The sequence below is a fragment of the Pantoea sp. SGAir0215 genome (assembly GCF_043543215.1).
Window position 1 is genome coordinate 3813173 of record NZ_CP028031.1, and the last position, 15743, is coordinate 3828915.

General features: G+C 55.2%; 14 protein-coding genes. 7 read left to right on the top strand and 7 right to left on the bottom strand.

The genetic code is table 11. The annotated features are described in order from the left end of the window. Position 1 precedes the first annotated feature (1 nt). Both pstA and C1N64_RS17810 read right to left on the bottom strand, forming a co-directional pair. Positions 2–1636: a phosphate ABC transporter permease PstA gene (gene pstA, locus C1N64_RS17805; protein WP_375096649.1), complete on the bottom strand. Its 1635-nt coding sequence runs from the start codon at positions 1634–1636 to the stop codon at positions 2–4. Continuing rightward, entirely contained in the window at positions 1633–3729 is a 2097-nt protein-coding gene (locus C1N64_RS17810) for an ABC transporter permease subunit (protein WP_394515048.1), read from the bottom strand. The genes pstA and C1N64_RS17810 overlap by 4 nt, the downstream gene beginning before the upstream one ends. Before the next feature lie 154 nt (positions 3730–3883). Here C1N64_RS17810 and ppk1 point away from each other — a divergent pair, with 154 nt between their 5' ends. The 5 genes from ppk1 to mgtE all read left to right on the top strand — a co-directional run bounded on the left by ppk1 (position 3884) and on the right by mgtE (position 9955). Next, on the top strand, positions 3884–5944 hold the full coding sequence (ppk1, locus tag C1N64_RS17815; RefSeq protein ID WP_006120467.1) for a polyphosphate kinase 1: 2061 nt from the start codon (positions 3884–3886) through the stop codon (positions 5942–5944). A gap of 5 nt (positions 5945–5949) precedes the next feature. Next, on the top strand, positions 5950–7473 hold the full coding sequence (gene ppx, locus C1N64_RS17820; RefSeq protein ID WP_033740864.1) for an exopolyphosphatase: 1524 nt from the start codon (positions 5950–5952) through the stop codon (positions 7471–7473). 2 nt (positions 7474–7475) lie between these two features. Then, positions 7476–8114 carry a tellurite resistance methyltransferase TehB gene (gene tehB, locus C1N64_RS17825; RefSeq protein WP_071988775.1) on the top strand — a complete coding sequence of 213 codons (639 nt, stop codon included), beginning with the start codon at positions 7476–7478 and terminating at the stop codon, positions 8112–8114. Between the two features lie 97 nt (positions 8115–8211). Continuing rightward, entirely contained in the window at positions 8212–8397 is a 186-nt protein-coding gene (locus C1N64_RS17830; RefSeq protein ID WP_006120471.1) for a YfgG family protein, read from the top strand. A gap of 124 nt (positions 8398–8521) precedes the next feature. Further along, entirely contained in the window at positions 8522–9955 is a 1434-nt protein-coding gene (gene mgtE / locus C1N64_RS17835) for a magnesium transporter (protein ID WP_033740865.1), read from the top strand. On the opposite strand, the gene C1N64_RS17840 is transcribed toward mgtE, so the two are convergent. Both C1N64_RS17840 and C1N64_RS17845 read right to left on the bottom strand, forming a co-directional pair. Then, positions 9952–10461, bottom strand: coding sequence for a helix-turn-helix transcriptional regulator (locus tag C1N64_RS17840; protein ID WP_033740868.1), 510 nt, complete (start codon positions 10459–10461; stop codon positions 9952–9954). The two genes, mgtE and C1N64_RS17840, sit on opposite strands and share 4 nt — an antisense overlap. A gap of 1 nt (position 10462) precedes the next feature. Beyond that, positions 10463–10726, bottom strand: coding sequence for a hypothetical protein (locus tag C1N64_RS17845; RefSeq protein WP_133745432.1), 264 nt, complete (start codon positions 10724–10726; stop codon positions 10463–10465). Positions 10727–10913: 187 nt separating this feature from the next. Between C1N64_RS17845 and C1N64_RS17850 the strand changes: the two genes are divergently transcribed. Then, positions 10914–11093: a hypothetical protein gene (locus C1N64_RS17850; protein ID WP_033740871.1), complete on the top strand. Its 180-nt coding sequence runs from the start codon at positions 10914–10916 to the stop codon at positions 11091–11093. A gap of 98 nt (positions 11094–11191) precedes the next feature. Here C1N64_RS17850 and C1N64_RS17855 read toward each other — a convergent pair whose 3' ends face one another. Both C1N64_RS17855 and C1N64_RS17860 read right to left on the bottom strand, forming a co-directional pair. Continuing rightward, positions 11192–11965 (bottom strand): DUF3750 domain-containing protein, encoded by a 774-nt coding sequence (locus C1N64_RS17855; RefSeq protein WP_054633337.1) that lies wholly within the window; start codon positions 11963–11965, stop codon positions 11192–11194. 86 nt (positions 11966–12051) lie between these two features. Further along, positions 12052–12366, bottom strand: a complete 315-nt coding sequence (locus C1N64_RS17860) for a hypothetical protein (protein WP_133745433.1) — start codon at positions 12364–12366, stop codon at positions 12052–12054. A 499-nt stretch (positions 12367–12865) separates the two neighbouring features. On the opposite strand from C1N64_RS17860, the gene C1N64_RS17865 reads away from it, so the two are divergent. After that, the gene (locus tag C1N64_RS17865; RefSeq protein WP_033740876.1) at positions 12866–13885 is read left to right on the top strand and encodes an alpha/beta hydrolase; all 1020 of its coding nucleotides are present in this window, start codon (positions 12866–12868) and stop codon (positions 13883–13885) included. Between the two features lie 264 nt (positions 13886–14149). On the opposite strand, the gene guaA is transcribed toward C1N64_RS17865, so the two are convergent. After that, positions 14150–15730, bottom strand: coding sequence for a glutamine-hydrolyzing GMP synthase (gene guaA / locus C1N64_RS17870; protein ID WP_006120616.1), 1581 nt, complete (start codon positions 15728–15730; stop codon positions 14150–14152). Positions 15731–15743 lie beyond the last annotated feature (13 nt).

The following is a 15743-nucleotide window of genomic DNA, read 5'->3' on the forward strand; positions in this document are numbered from 1 at the left end:
GTTATTGAGTCATCAGGCGATAGCGTTCACGCAGGCGGTGACGCAGGCCCATAGCTAACAGGTTCAGCAACAGAATAATGAGCACCAGAAGCAGCGCCGTGGCGAAAACCAGAGGCCGGTCGGCTTCGGTATTAGGGCTCTGAAAGGCGAGATCATAGATCTGAAAGCCCAGATGCATAAATTTTCTGTCGAGGTGCAGGTAAGGGAACACCGCATCTACCGGCAGTTCCGGCACCATTTTAACCACGCCCACCAGCATCAGAGGCGCGGTCTCGCCTGCGGCACGTGCCACGGCCAGAATCAGTCCGGTTAACATGGCCGGAACGGCCATAGGCAATACCACGTTCCAGAGCGTTTCGGCCTGGGTCGCCCCCAGCGCCAGCGAGCCCTGCCGAAGACTATCGGGAATGCGGGAAAGCCCTTCTTCCGTCGCGACAATCACCACCGGCAAGGTCAGCAGGGCCAGTGTCAGCGACGCCCACAGCAAACCGGGCGTACCAAATGTCGGGGCGGGCAAGGTGCTGCTGTAAAACAGCTGGTCCACCGTGCCGCCCACCAGCCAGACAAAAAAGCCCAGCCCAAATACGCCATACACAATCGAGGGCACGCCCGCCAGGTTGACCACGGCGATGCGTACCAGACGGGTCAACGCGTTGCGTTCCGCATATTCATGTAGCCACAGCGCCGCGATAACGCCCAGCGGCATCACAACTACAGACATCAGCAGCACCATGAGCACCGTGCCAAATATCGCCGGAAACACGCCAAACTCGCTTTCTCCTTCGGCAGGCGAATCGCTAATAAAGCGCCACACCTGCTGGCAGAAATGCCCCATTTTTTGCGTCAGGCTCATCGCGTTGGGTTGCCAGGCTTCCACAATCTGCGACAGAGGGATGCGGTGATCAGTGCCGTTCACATCGCGCAGAATCAGCGCATCACGCTGGCTTTCCGCTTGCAGACTGTTCAGCCTGTCATTCAGCTGAAGTAGGCGGCGTTGCAGCGCCGCCTGGTTGGCCTCGTATTCTGACTGCGCCTGCAAATCGAACTGCTTTGCCGCGCGCTGATGCTCAGCCTGATCGTCCAACTGGTCCAGTTGTTCATTCAACCGGGCAATATCGACCCGACGCATCTCGCTGGCCTGCTGCTCGATAAGCTTTACCTGTTCAAGGCGCTGTTGCAGAAGCGCCATAATGTCTTTTGCCGTAAGAACATCATTCTCTTCCCGCAGGCCGACAAACCAGCCATAGGCATTCCCCTGACTGCGGCGCTGCAGCACCATCACGTCGTCCGGCTGGCTGACAATCGGTGCCTGCTGACTCAGCACCGCCCGAAAGTCAGGCGCGGCCCAGTCCCGGTTGCCTGTCTTAATCAGATAGCGATGTACGTCGCCCGGTTTGCCGTCTGACGCGGCGTCAGGCGCCGGATAATGCGATTGCCGCTCAAGCGTTTCGCCCAGTACACGGGTTTTGCTGCCATCAGGCAGTGTGAACTGATAGAGATCGACGGGATGGGGCCAGAACGCGCGCAGCCCCTGCCATCCCAGCAGCGCGATCAACAGGGTAAAGGCCAGTAAACAGACCGTCACGGCACCCGCCGTAAGCCAACGCCAGCGATCGTTTTGTCGTATCGCCTTCATGCCTGCTCCTTATACTGGCTAAAACGCAGGCGCAGACGCTGGCGGATAAGCTCGGCAACCGTATTGATCATCAACGTGAAGACCAGCAGCACCAGCGCACTTAAAAACAGAATCCGGTAATGTGCGCTGCCAACGGCCGCCTCAGGCATTTCAATCGCGATATTGGCTGACAGCGTGCGCAGGCCACTGAACAGGTCGCCTTCAGTTTGCGGCGTGTTCCCGGTGGCCATTAAGAGAATCATGGTTTCGCCTACGGCCCGTCCGAAACCAATCATCAACGCGGCAAAAATGCCGGCCGACGCTCCCGGCAGCACGACCCGCGTCAGGGTTTGCCACGGCGTGGCGCCCAGCGCCAGTGAGCCCTGCCCCAGCGACGCCGGAACGCTGAACAGCGCATCTTCCGCCAGCGTAAAAATCATCGGCACCAGCGCAAACCCCATCGCCAGCGCCGCTATCAGCAGATTACGCTGCGCGTAATGCGGCAGCCAGTCACCGGCATCCGGCACGATAAGCGTGGGTAGCCAGAGCGTTAACGCCGCGACAATAAGCAGCACGGGCAGCAGCAGGATAACCTCATGGCCCGGCTGCCGCCAGCGGGCCGGTAAGCGGCGGGCCAGAATACCGCAGCCAAGCAGACTGCCCGCCAGCGTGACCGGCAGCAACAGAATTCCTGTTAATGCCTGACCGACATGGGGCGCTAACCATAATCCGGCAATCAACCCAATCACCACACTGGGCAACGCCCCCATCATCTCTATCGCAGGCTTCACCCAACGACGTAAACCGGGTGCCATAAACCAGGCGGTGTACATCGCGGCCGCCAGGGCAAGCGGCGTGGCAAAAAGCAGCGCCATACTGGCCGCTTTCAGCGTGCCCACCACCATCGGAATTAAACTGAACTTCGCCTGATAGCTGTCTCCGGCATTGGTGGACTGCCAGACCCAGTCGGCTTTGGGATAGTTTTCATACCAGATTTTTTGCCAGAAGTTACGCCAGGTCACATCCGGCCAGGGATTGGTCAGTTTAAGGGTTTCCCAACCTGACGATCGCTCCAGCAACAGGCTGTCACCCTGCGGCGAAAACTGCGCCTGCAGGATGCCGGGTGCTAACTGGTGTTGCAGAATGGGCCCATCCTGTTTGCTGGCAAAGACCTTAAGCAGGCCGGTTTGATCAAAGGTAGCGAAAACCCGGCGCTGCGCCTCACTGACGATCAGACCCTGTCCGGCGCTGTGTGCGAACGTGCGGATGGCGTGCAGGCGCAGGCCGTTATCGCCAGCAATGGAAAACCACTGCGTAATACCGTGACTGTCCTGAATTAACAGCGTTTGGCCTCCGGCCAGTAACTGCATATGTTGGGGCGCTTCCGGCAGCATCTGCGTTTCCCGCAGCCAGGCCCGCCCGTCATCGATTTGCCAGACCCGCAGCAGGCGGCCTTCGGTGGTGTACAGCAGGTCGCCTTTAGGCGAAAGCACCAGATGCGCAGGCTGCAGACCCGGCAGCTGGATGAGCGCAGCCTGGCGGTTAGTCTCCAGCGTTAACAGACTGACGCCCGCGTCAGTGAGCGCTGCAATCCGCCATTGATCGGGACGAAGTGTGGCGACAGCCATTTCTTTTACGTCGGCCTGGGGCAGACGAAAGCCGCTATCGCCCAACGGAAAATGCCATTCGCCTTCGCCTTTGCTTATCACCGGCTGCAACAGGGTTAAACTGCCCTGTGCGTTGAGCAGCACCGTATTGCCATCGGCGCTCGTTACCACCTGTTGCGGCGCGGGCGTCAGCATCAGCGCGGGCTCAGGCGGTTGGCCATTCAGCGGTATAAATCGTGCCTTGCCATCACGACTGATACGCCAGCCAACGCTGCCTTTATTACCAATGGCCAGTGCGGGCGATGCATCCCAGAGCCGCTGATGACTGAGACTGTGCACACCCGGTGCGCTAAACAACGGCAGGACCACCCAGAGCAACCAAAAGAACAGCAGCATCATCAGTAACAGAATAGCGACCCCGCAGCACGTGACGAGGCGCCGCGTGTAACGGTCAATAGCACGACGTCGGCGATCGCTAAACTGGACGGGAATATGGTTTACGCTCATGCGGCCCTGATTATGCGGCGAAAATGAGTCGCTATGTTGCCCGTAGCGGCTTGATAAGACAACTTTTGCTGTTGGACAAGCCTGCCATACTCTCGCCATAATGCTGATGGATACTGTAGCGTCGTCAGTCCTGCAACCGTCATACGGAGTGAGAATGGGTCAGGTAAAGCTTTATATTGAAAAAGAAATGAGCTGGTTGTGCTTTAACGAACGTGTTTTGCAGGAAGCGGCAGACAAAAGTAATCCGCTGATTGAACGTATGCGTTTCTTAGGTATTTACTCAAATAACCTCGACGAATTTTACAAGGTCCGGTTTGCCGACCTGAAACGACGCATCCTGATTGGCGAAGAGCAAGGCTCCGCCAGCACACCGCGCCACCTGTTGAAGAAGATTCAGCAGCGCGTCCTGAAATCGGATCAGGAATTCGATGCGCTCTACAACGACCTGTTGCTGGAAATGGCGCGCAATCAAATCTTTCTGATTAACGAACGTCAGCTTTCACCTAATCAGCAAAGCTGGCTGCGTCACTACTTTAAGCATGAACTGCGTCAGCACATCACGCCGATCCTGATTACCCATGAAACCGACCTGACGGAGTTTCTGAAAGACGATTACACCTATCTGGCGGTCGAGATCATTCGCGGCAGCGATATTCAGTACGCGTTGCTGGAAATCCCGTCAGACAAGGTCCCGCGTTTTATTAACCTGCCTGCGGAGCCGCCGCGCCGCCGCAAGCCGATGATCCTGTTAGATAATATCCTGCGCTACTGCCTGGATGATATTTTCAAAGGTTTCTACGATTACGACACGCTGAACGCCTATTCAATGAAAATGACGCGCGATGCGGAGTACGATCTGGTCACCGAAATGGAGTCCAGCCTGCTGGAACTGATGTCCTCCAGCCTGAAACAGCGTCTGACGGCAGAACCTGTGCGTTTTGTCTATCAGCGCGATATGCCGGATTCTATGGTGGCGCTGCTGTGCGACAAGCTGTCGATTTCCAACTACGACTCCGTGCTGGCAGGCGGACGCTATCACAACTTCAAAGACTTTATCGGGTTTCCTAACGTCGGGAAAAACAACCTGATTAACCGTCCGATGCCGCAGATTCGCCACATTGGTTTTGACGGCTTCCGCAACGGTTTTGACGCCATTCGTAATCGCGACGTCCTGCTTTATTATCCGTATCACACGTTCGAGCATGTGCTTGAACTGCTACGCCAGGCATCATTCGACCCCAGCGTGCTGGCGATTAAAATTAATATTTACCGCGTCGCCAAGCATTCCCGCATCATGGATGCGATGATTCACGCCGCCTATAACGGTAAGAAAGTGACGGTGGTCGTCGAACTTCAGGCGCGTTTCGATGAAGAAGCCAATATTTACTGGGCTAAGCGCCTGACAGAAGCCGGTGTTCACGTTATTTTCTCGGCGCCTGGCCTGAAAATTCACGCCAAACTGTTCCTGATTTCCCGTCGTGAAGGCGAAGAAATCGTGCGCTATGCCCACATCGGCACCGGTAACTTTAATGAGAAAACCGCGCGTCTGTACACGGACTACTCGCTGCTGACCGCCGATGCGCGGATCACCAATGAAGTGCGCCGGGTCTTTAACTTTATCGAAAACCCGTACCGCCCGGTGACGTTTGATCACCTGATGGTTTCTCCGCAAAACTCACGTCGGATGCTGTATGATTTGATCGATAACGAGATTGCGAATGCCCAACAAAAGCGCCCCAGTGGCATAACTCTTAAAATTAACAACCTGGTGGACAAAGGGCTGGTAGACAGGCTTTATACGGCCTCCAGCGTTGGCGTAAATGTTAATTTACTGGTTCGTGGGATGTGCTCATTGATTCCGGACTTGCCTGGGATCAGTGAAAATATTCGTGTGATCAGTATCGTTGATCGCTTCCTGGAACATGACCGCGTTTATATCTTTGAAAACGGTGGAGACAAGAAAGTGTTTCTCTCCTCGGCTGACTGGATGACGCGTAACATTGATTACCGTATCGAAGTGGCCGTGGCTATCCTGGATCCACAAATAAAGCAGCGCATTCTGGACATCATTGCCATTCAGCTCAGCGACACGGTTAAAGCGCGCGTGGTGGATAAAGAGCTGAGCAACCAATACGTTCAGCGCGGCAATCGTCGTAAGGTGCGGTCGCAAATGGCGATTTACGAATACATTAAGAAGCTGGAACAACCTGAATAACGCCTATGCCAATATCCCAAAAAAGTACGCCGAAACCTCAAGAGTTTGCGGCCATCGATCTCGGTTCAAACAGTTTCCACATGGTCATTGCCCGTGTGGTGGATGGGGCTTTGCAGGTATTGGGGCGACTGAAGCAGCGCGTGCATCTTGCTGATGGCCTGGATGCCAAAAATTACCTGAGCGAAGACGCCATGGAGCGCGGTCTGAACTGCCTGGCACTGTTTGCCGAACGCCTGCAGGGCTTTAATGCCAGCAACGTGACGATTGTCGGCACACATACGCTGCGTCAGGCGGTTAACGCTGAGACGTTTTTACAGCGCGCGGCAGAGGTCATTCCTTATCCAATAGAGGTGATTTCCGGTCACGAAGAAGCGCGCCTGATCTTTATGGGCGTCGAACATACGCAACCGGAAAAAGGACGCAAGCTGGTGATTGATATCGGTGGCGGCTCGACAGAGCTCGTCATCGGTGAAGATTTTGAGCCTCAGCTGGTCGAAAGCCGCCGCATGGGCTGCGTCAGCTTTGCCCAGCTTTACTTCCCTGGCGGCGAAATCAGCGTTGAAAACTTCCGTCGCGCCCGACTGGCCGCCACGCAGAAGCTGGAAACCCTGGCGTGGCAATATCGTCTGCACGGCTGGCAATATGCCCTTGGTGCTTCCGGCACCATCAAAGCGGCCTGCGAAGTGCTGCTGGCGATGGGCGAGAAAGAGAAGCTGATTACGCCAGAGCGACTGACAAAGCTTTATGATGAAGTGATCAAGCATAAATCGTTCGCTGCGCTGAGTCTGCCAGGCCTGTCTGAAGAGCGCAAAAGCGTATTTGTTCCGGGGCTGGCGATTCTTTGCGGCGTGTTTGATGCGCTGGCGATTCGTGAACTGACCCTGAGCGATGGCGCGCTGCGTGAAGGCGTACTTTATGAGATGGAAGGCCGTTTCCGCCATCGGGATATTCGCAGCCGCACCGCTCAGAGCCTGGCGAATCACTATGCCATCGACAGCGACCAGGCGCGTCGAGTGCTGGAAACCACCGAGCAGCTCTATCTGCAATGGCGCGACCAGAATCCCAAACTCGCGAATCCTCAGCTGGCGGCGCTATTGAAATGGGCGGCGATGCTGCACGAAGTCGGCTTGACGATCAACCACAGCGGCATGCAACGCCACTCAGCCTATATTTTGCAGAACACCAACCTGCCGGGGTTCAACCAGGATCAGCAGATGCTGCTGGCAGCACTGGTCAGATTCCACCGTAAAGCCGTCAAAGTGGATGAACTGCCTCGCGTCACGCTGTTTAAGAAAAAACAGTTTCTGCCGCTGATATTCCTGCTGCGCCTTGGCACCTTACTGAACAACCAGCGCCAGGCGACTACACGTCCTGACGCGTTAACGCTGACCTGTGATGAGGGCCACTGGACGCTTACCTTCCCGGCGGGCTATTTCAGTCAAAATAACCTGGTCCAGCTCGATCTGGAGCGTGAGCAAAACTACTGGAATGAGGTCACCGGCTGGAAGCTGATTCTGGCAGAAGCCTGATTGTGCGGGCACTTGCTGCCCGCATTACCGAACGGATAATCATGACATTGCGAACCGATAACTATTTTTCAGAAACCTATGGCTTAACCCCTGTGCACTCGGAGGTGGCCGAGGCGCTGCCTAAACTGACACCAGGAAAAGCGCTTGATCTGGGGTGCGGAAGTGGACGTAATACGCTGTTCCTTAACCAACATGGTTTTGACGTGACGGCCTGGGATCACAATCCCGCCAGTCTGGAACGGCTCAATCAGATCATCGCCGCTGAAGGGCTGACCGGCATTCATACGGCGCTGCAGGATTTAAATCAGGTGCGTTTTAACGGGGCCTGGCAGGTGGTCATCTCGACGGTGGTCATGATGTTTTTGCAACCGGCCACCATTCCCCAGCTCATCGCGGATATGCAAGCCTGTACCGTGAAAAATGGCTTTAACCTGATTGTGGCCGCGATGAATACCGAGGATGCGCCCTGTCCGTCTGACTTCCCTTTCGCGTTTAAATCCGGTGAGTTAAGCCATTACTACCGCAACTGGCACATTGTGAAATACAACGAAAACTGGGGACAGCTACATCGCAAAGATGAAAACGGCAACCGGATTAACTGCCGTTTTGCGACCCTGCTGGCCCAGAAAGCCAGCTATTGACCCGTTGTGTTTTTTTTAAACAGCGGTTGATTTACCCGGGCGACTGTGACTAAATATTGCTGTCGCCCGGTCTGGGTTATTACAGGAATTTCTTTGCGTGAACAGCGCCCTTTCTCCCCGAAGACGTAAAAAAAGCGTCAGCATGACGCGGGTTGTTTTACTCATCAGTTTTATCATTCTGTTTAGCCGTCTCGTTTTTATCCTGCCTGCGGCCTTCGAGCATCATCAGCAAAAGCAAACTGAATCCGCGCCTGCTATCCCGACGCTTTCCAGCAGTCGTTAATCCCTTACAGGCTTTTCGCTGACACATCCGCGCGCATTCCCGCCTGCGGGACGATTTTTTGCCTCCCTTTTTCAGTCAAAACGCTACACTTCGTGCAGGTGCTTTCAGACTAAAGGGATGCAATGTGTCTGCCTCACACACTCAACGTTTAAATGAAATTCGTCATCGTATTCTGACGCTGCTGCTCAATGAGCAGGGTCTCAGCGAGACACTACGGAATAAAGCCGGTCATCTCTCGCCTGAGCAGCAACGTGAAAATGTGATACATCGGGAAATTCTGCAACAAGACATCGACCAGCTCCATGCGGCTGACCTGGCCGACATCCTTGAAGCGTTGCCTGAAGAAGCCCGCCTGGCGCTCTGGAGCCTGGTGCCGCCGGAAAAACGCGGCCATGTGCTGGTTGAAGCGTCAGAAACCGTCTGGGACAGCCTGACCGACGAGATGAGCGACCGCGATATTCTCCAGGCTATCGCGCCGCTGGATATTGACGACCAGGCCTGGCTGGTGCGCTATCTGCCGCGCGGCCTCACCGGGCGCTTACTGACCTCCCTGGAGCCCAAACTACGGGCGCGTATTCTGAGCGTGATGAAGTTTGACCGCGATCGCGTGGGTCGGGTGATGGACTTCAATATCCTCACTGTACGCGAGGACGTCACGCTGGCGACCGTGCAACGGTTTTTACGCAAAGGCAAAAGCATGCCCGATGGCACGGACAAAATCTTCATTACCAATGAACAGAATCAGCTGCTCGGCGAACTGCTGTTGACGGATATCCTGCTGAATAAACCCAAAACCCTGGTGAGCGAGGTGATGAATCCCCATCCCACCACCTTTCAACTGGACGATAAAGCCGAAGACGCCGCCAGTGCCTTTGAACGCTATAACCTGATTTCCGCAGCGGTGACGGACGCCCAGGGCAAGCTCATTGGCCGTATCACGATTGAAGATGTGGTCGACCTGGTAAACAAAGAAAACGAAAGCAACATCCGCAAAATGGGCGGGATCAGCCAGGAAGAGGATGTCTTTGCTCCGGTCCGTAAGTCGGTGCGAAATCGCTGGGCCTGGCTGGCCATCAACCTCTGCACAGCCTTTATCGCTTCCCGCGTGATTGGGCTGTTTGAGGGCACTATCTCACAGATTGTCGCACTTGCGACTTTAATGCCGATTATCGCCGGCATCGGCGGCAATACCGGTAACCAGACCATTACCATGATTGTCCGCGCCCTGGCGCTGCATCAGGTTGAACCGGGCAACTTCTCGTTTCTGTTTAAGCGAGAAATTGGCGTCGCCCTGATTAACGGCCTGTTCTGGGGCGGGATTATGGGTGCCATCACCTGGCTCATGTACAGCAATATGGCACTAGGCGGCGTGATGATGCTGGCGATGGTGTTGAATCTTTTGCTGGCAGCCATCATGGGCGTGATGGTGCCGCTGGTAATGACCAAAATGAAACGCGATCCCGCCGTGGGCTCCAGCGTTCTGATTACGGCCATTACCGATACCGGTGGCTTTTTTATTTTCCTGGGCCTGGCGACGCTTTTCCTGTTGCCGCACTAGGGCTTAGTTTTTTGGTAACCGTAGCGCTGCACGGAACCCAACACGTTAAGCCGACGGGTTACCTGCGCCAGTTCGCAGGTGACCGCGGGTAGCTGGTAGTGATTGCGCTGCCCCAGCCACTCCAGCACGTCGGCTAAATGCCAGATAGCAGTTTTGCCATCATGCACCGGCAGCGGAAACTGTTTGCTGTGCGTCAGCATCAGTTTGCGCATATTTTGACGCGACACGCCAATAAGGTCAGCCACATCGGTTAAGCCGACAAAGTCCGGTGCCGCTTCGATCATGACCGCGCCAGGAATGGCAACCTGTACATCCCGGATCGCACTGTCGATCGCATCGCTGGCCGACATCGCCTGGCGGGTAAACTCCAGCGCCAGCTTGCCAGCGGTTCCCGCGCCCACCAGCGCATCATCGCATCCTGCCTCGGCCAGTTTTTCCAGTAGTGTATCAATGGATGCTGGCGTTTCAGGCAGTGCAAACCGCAAGGTGAAACAGTATTCCGTCATGTTAATGCCCTCGCTTGCGTTTTTTTATCTCACTACAGTTATCTACGACGCGCCGCAATGCTTTTGCATGGTTCGTCGCGCTTTTTGGTGTGTGCCAGATACAGGTCAGACAAAATTCCCCACACCGGCATGTCTCAAGATTTGAGGGGCAATACAGCTTTCCCCATGCATGATGACCGGAGGCAATAACCCGCCATCCGTAAGATTCTGCGTAACGTAATGCTGCCTCAATCTCTTTATTCGGGTGCCGCTTTCTGTCCACCATGGCGCGTAGCATTCCTTATATTTTTACGGTTGTCAACTGACAACCTTGCGGTATTTTTGTGATGTGTGGACAGGATGCGAGCAGTCGGACGGCAGGTAAAACGGGTTGTGTCTAAAATGGAAAAGGCCGCGCAAAAAATGCGAGGCTGCGATGCCAGACATAACCATCAGAAAACAACGGAGGAAATATGTTTAACCCTGATGACCTGGTTCAGTCGAAAACGGGCGGTCCTAAAATGGTCGTGCTGCGTGCAGAAGGCGACACGCTTTGGTGCGCGCGCGTAGATGATGCCAGCAAAAAGGAAATTGAAATTAAAGCAGACAGCGTGAATCTTTATCACGAAGATGGTGATTTCGGCGTCTGCTGACCGTTTCTGCCGGGACGCGCTAACCTGTGGGCCGTTAGCGCGTCAGGGTAGACGAGGGCAGGACGTCAATGCGCCCGACGCCTCACCCTGGCCGGCAATCAGGGATGATCATGTTGCAGGTTGTTATGCCCTACACCGCCGATAAAAGGCAGGCGCAGCTGAAACGGCGCAAATCCGACGCCAGCACTCAGCCCTAACAGATTAAACTCAACGCCCTCTTGCACGCCGATCGTTACGCCCGCCACGCCAAGCAGGGACAGTTGAACCCCGCGACCTGAAGGCGGTAAGCCAACCGGACGCCATAATGGCCGATAGTCTTTCCCCAGAGCGTTAGCAGGCAGATTCAGTTTCAGCGCGGGCACATTGCGCCCAATGTGCGCCATAAAAGTATTACTGTTCGGTCCGGGCCAGGCATGATAGGTCGTGGGCCAGGGATAGGTTTTGATGGCGGCTTCAATCTGCGGAATCAGGTTCTGCGCTTCAGGGCCACGGTGCTCCACCAGCAAACGCGGTTTTGCACCGTACCAGTAACCATCTGGCAAAGAGGCATTGCGCCTTACCTTATCGCCACTGCCCCAACTGATGACTTCATAACGCGTATAGCGGGTTTCACCTGCGCGTTTAAAAATAATCCACGGATGCACCGCAACGGCACCCTTCCAGCCATAGGTCGGCGCGGCATAAACCTGAATGATGGCCTGACTGGCGTTAACATGCGGATCGGGAGCGAGCCCTGCCGAATCCCGCCGGGCAGTCGCCCAGCCGCCCTGATTCAGGGCATCAGCGCCGCGCGTCGCCTGCGCCAGACTGGCCGCGAGCGACAGCACAATGACGGTAAGAAAGCAGAGACAAAAAATTTTCAGGGTCAGCATGAGGGTTCCCGGGGATCAGAGACAGGCTGTTATAGTGCAATAAAGCACCGGCTTTGACTTCACTTCGCCTGCGGCGGCATGACACGTTAGCTGCCCCTGGCACGGTAATGTGAATACAGTTGCCTAAAGAAGGCTGCGGTGCGTAGCATCATGAGCATCGCCCCCAGCGGCAGGCTATACAGACTGAACCAGCCTGAAACGCCCATCCTGTAAAGGAGCTGGCCGGTATCGTATCCCAGAATAAAGCAGGGATACGCGCGGCTCTCATTCAGCGGACAACCGGCCACACTGGCAACCTGCCCTGCCGTAAGCGCGATGATCAGCGGCGAGCATCCCATTAACGCATAAATCAGCATTTCTGCGCTGAAACGCATGGCAAGGTGACGCAAAGGTTTTTGCACGGTTTTCCTCCCCGGTTACGCCAGTGCGCTAAGGGGACTGACCGCTAGCCTGATCCGCAATGCGCTGCAACCAGTCCCGGTAGCGCGGTTGTGCTTCTGGCAAAAGCAGTTTACCGAGCGCGTCAGCCTCCCCCTCGACACCGAACATTTTCCATATCAGCAGCGCAAGCGCGGCTGTTGCACTGCCCTGATTTAACTCGGCTCGATCAAGACGTACCAATAATGGATAGCCTGTTCGCGAACGTAGCGGCTTCAACATGAGTGTAGCGCGCAAAAAAAGCAGGTGTTAAATTATCACCCACCGTTTTAAGCCACTAATAAACAGAGTTATTTTTTATTCCGCCCCCGCTATTTGGCGCTGTTTTGGCGCGTTCATCCCACCGTGAGACAGTAAAAATTTAGATCGCTCACTATTTAGTTGTTTACAAGATGATAATTCACTGGCATTGTAGCCAAACTAAATAGCACACTACTTAATAGCAAACACAAGGAAACCCCAATGAAAGTGAAACTCACCGCAGGTGCTTTACTGTTAGCCAGCCAGATGACATCAGCATGGGCCAGTCCGGTCGAAAACGCACCGGAGCCCACCGTTGGCGTGGCGGCATTTCTTCACGCGCTTAACAGTAGCGGCGGAAAACCGATTGAAACCTTATCCCCTAAAGAAGCCCGTGCGGTACTTACAGGGGCGCAGAAAGGTGCCACGCTGCCGCCTGCACAGATTTCTGAAAAGACCATTACGGCACTGGGTAAACCGCTGACGCTGACAATAGTCAAACCAGCCCATGCCGCTGGCGTACTGCCTGTGTTTATGTTTTTCCACGGCGGTGGCTGGGTGCTGGGTGATTTTCCGACACATGAACGTCTGGTACGCGATCTCGTGAATGAATCCGGTGCTGCGGCCGTGTTTGTAAACTACACGCCTTCGCCGGAAGCGCACTATCCGGTCGCCATTACCCAGGCTTACGAGGCAACAAAATGGGTAGCCGAACACGGCGCTGAAATTGGGGTGGACGGTAAGCGCCTGGCTCTGGTGGGGAACAGCGTAGGCGGAAATATGGTTGCCGCCGTTGCGCTGCAGGCTAAGCAGAATAAAACCCCGGCTATTCGCTACGATGTAATGCTGTGGCCTGTCACCGATGCAAACTTTGACGATGCTTCTTATAAGCAGTTTGCCAATGGCTACTTCCTGACCCGTAACATGATGAAGTGGTTCTGGGACAACTACACCACCTCAGAAAAAGATCGGAACAGCATTCTGGCCTCGCCGCTGCGCGCAACCAAAGAAGAACTGGCGGGTTTACCGCCGACGCTGATTCAGACCGCCGAACTGGATGTCCTGCGCGACGAAGGGGAAGCGTTTGGCCGTAAACTGGACGCGGCCGGCGTGCCGGTAACCGTTACCCGCTACAACGGCATGATCCACGACTTTGGTTTGCTGAATGCCCTGAGTAAAGAGCCAACGGTACGCACAGCGATAAGCCAGGCGTCCGTGGAGCTGAAGGAACATCTTAAGTAAGCATTGCCCGACCGGGGAGGTGCGTCTCCTTCTCTCCGGCAGAAATACTGTTAATAAAATCAGCCGGATAACGCCGGCTGATTTTTTTGCCTTATATGTCGACCTGGTGCCCCGCGTTACCCTTTTCCGCATCAGCAGAGGCTGTGCCTTATGGGTTTCGACAGGGTCTCGCAAGACAGCCGAAGGACGGAGAATAAAAAAGCCCGCAATCATGCGGGCTTCGTGCTTGATATAACCGACTGTCAGGCTATGCCGGAAGCGGGATTACTCCCACTCAATCGTCGCCGGTGGCTTACCGGAAATGTCATAGACCACGCGGGAAATGCCGTTCACTTCGTTAATGATACGATTGGACACGCGGCCCAGGAAATCATACGGCAGGTGCGCCCAGTGGGCAGTCATGAAGTCGATGGTTTCGACCGCACGCAGTGAAACGACCCAGTCGTATTTACGGCCATCGCCCATTACGCCCACGGAACGGACGGGCAGGAACACCGTAAAGGCCTGGCTGACTTTATTGTAGAGATCGGCTTTATGCAGCTCTTCAATAAAGATGGCATCCGCACGGCGCAGCAGGTCACAGTACTCTTTCTTCACCTCACCCAGTACGCGTACGCCCAGACCCGGGCCCGGGAACGGATGGCGATAGAGCATATCGTACGGCAGGCCCAGTTCCAGACCGATCTTACGCACTTCGTCTTTAAACAGCTCACGTAATGGCTCGACCAGGCCCATCTTCATCTCTTTTGGCAGGCCGCCGACGTTGTGGTGCGATTTGATGACGTGGGCTTTACCGGTGGCAGAGGCAGCGGATTCAATCACATCCGGATAGATGGTGCCCTGTGCCAGCCACTTCACGTCTTCCAGGCGCAGCGCCTGCTCGTCAAAGACTTCGACGAAAACGCGGCCAATGATTTTACGCTTCGCTTCAGGGTCACTTTCTCCGGCCAGCGCATCCAGGAAGCGCGCTTCACCATCGACGTGAACAATGTTCAGACCAAAGTGATCGCCAAACATATCCAGCACCTGCTGCGCTTCGTTCAGACGCAACAGACCGTTATCCACGAAAACGCAGGTCAGATTTTTACCAATCGCACGGTGCAGCAACATCGCGGTCACAGAGGAATCGACACCACCGGACAAGCCCAGAATGACTTTGTCGTCGCCCACCTGTGCACGCAGGCGCTCAACGGCATCCTCAATGATTTTGGCCGGTGTCCAGAGCGCTTCACACTGGCAGATATCGATAACGAAACGCTCCAGCATGCGCAGGCCCTGGCGCGTATGGGTGACTTCCGGGTGGAACTGCACGCCATAGAAGCGCTTCTCTTCGTTCGCCATAATCGCAAACGGACAGGTTTCCGTGCTGGCAACGGTGACGAAGTCAGCCGGAATCGCGGTCACCTTGTCACCGTGACTCATCCAGACATCCAGCAACGGTTTGCCTGATGCGCTGATAGCATCCTCGATATCGCGAATCAGTGCGCTGGCGGTGTTCACCTCTACCTGCGCATAGCCAAATTCACGCTCGTTAGAGCCTTCGACCTTACCACCCAGCTGCATAGCCATGGTTTGCATGCCATAACAGACGCCCAGCACGGGCACGCCAGCCGTGAAAACGTAGTCAGGTGCGCGCGGACTGTCGTGTTCGGTGGTGCTTTCCGGGCCACCCGACAGGATGATACCGCTGGGATTGAACTCGCGAATCTGCGCTTCGGTAACGTCCCAGGCCCAGAGTTCACAGTACACGCCAAGCTCACGGACGCGACGCGCCACCAGTTGCGTGTATTGAGAACCAAAATCGAGAATCAGAATGCGGTGCTTATGGATATTTTCCGTCGTCATTGAGGGTTTTCCA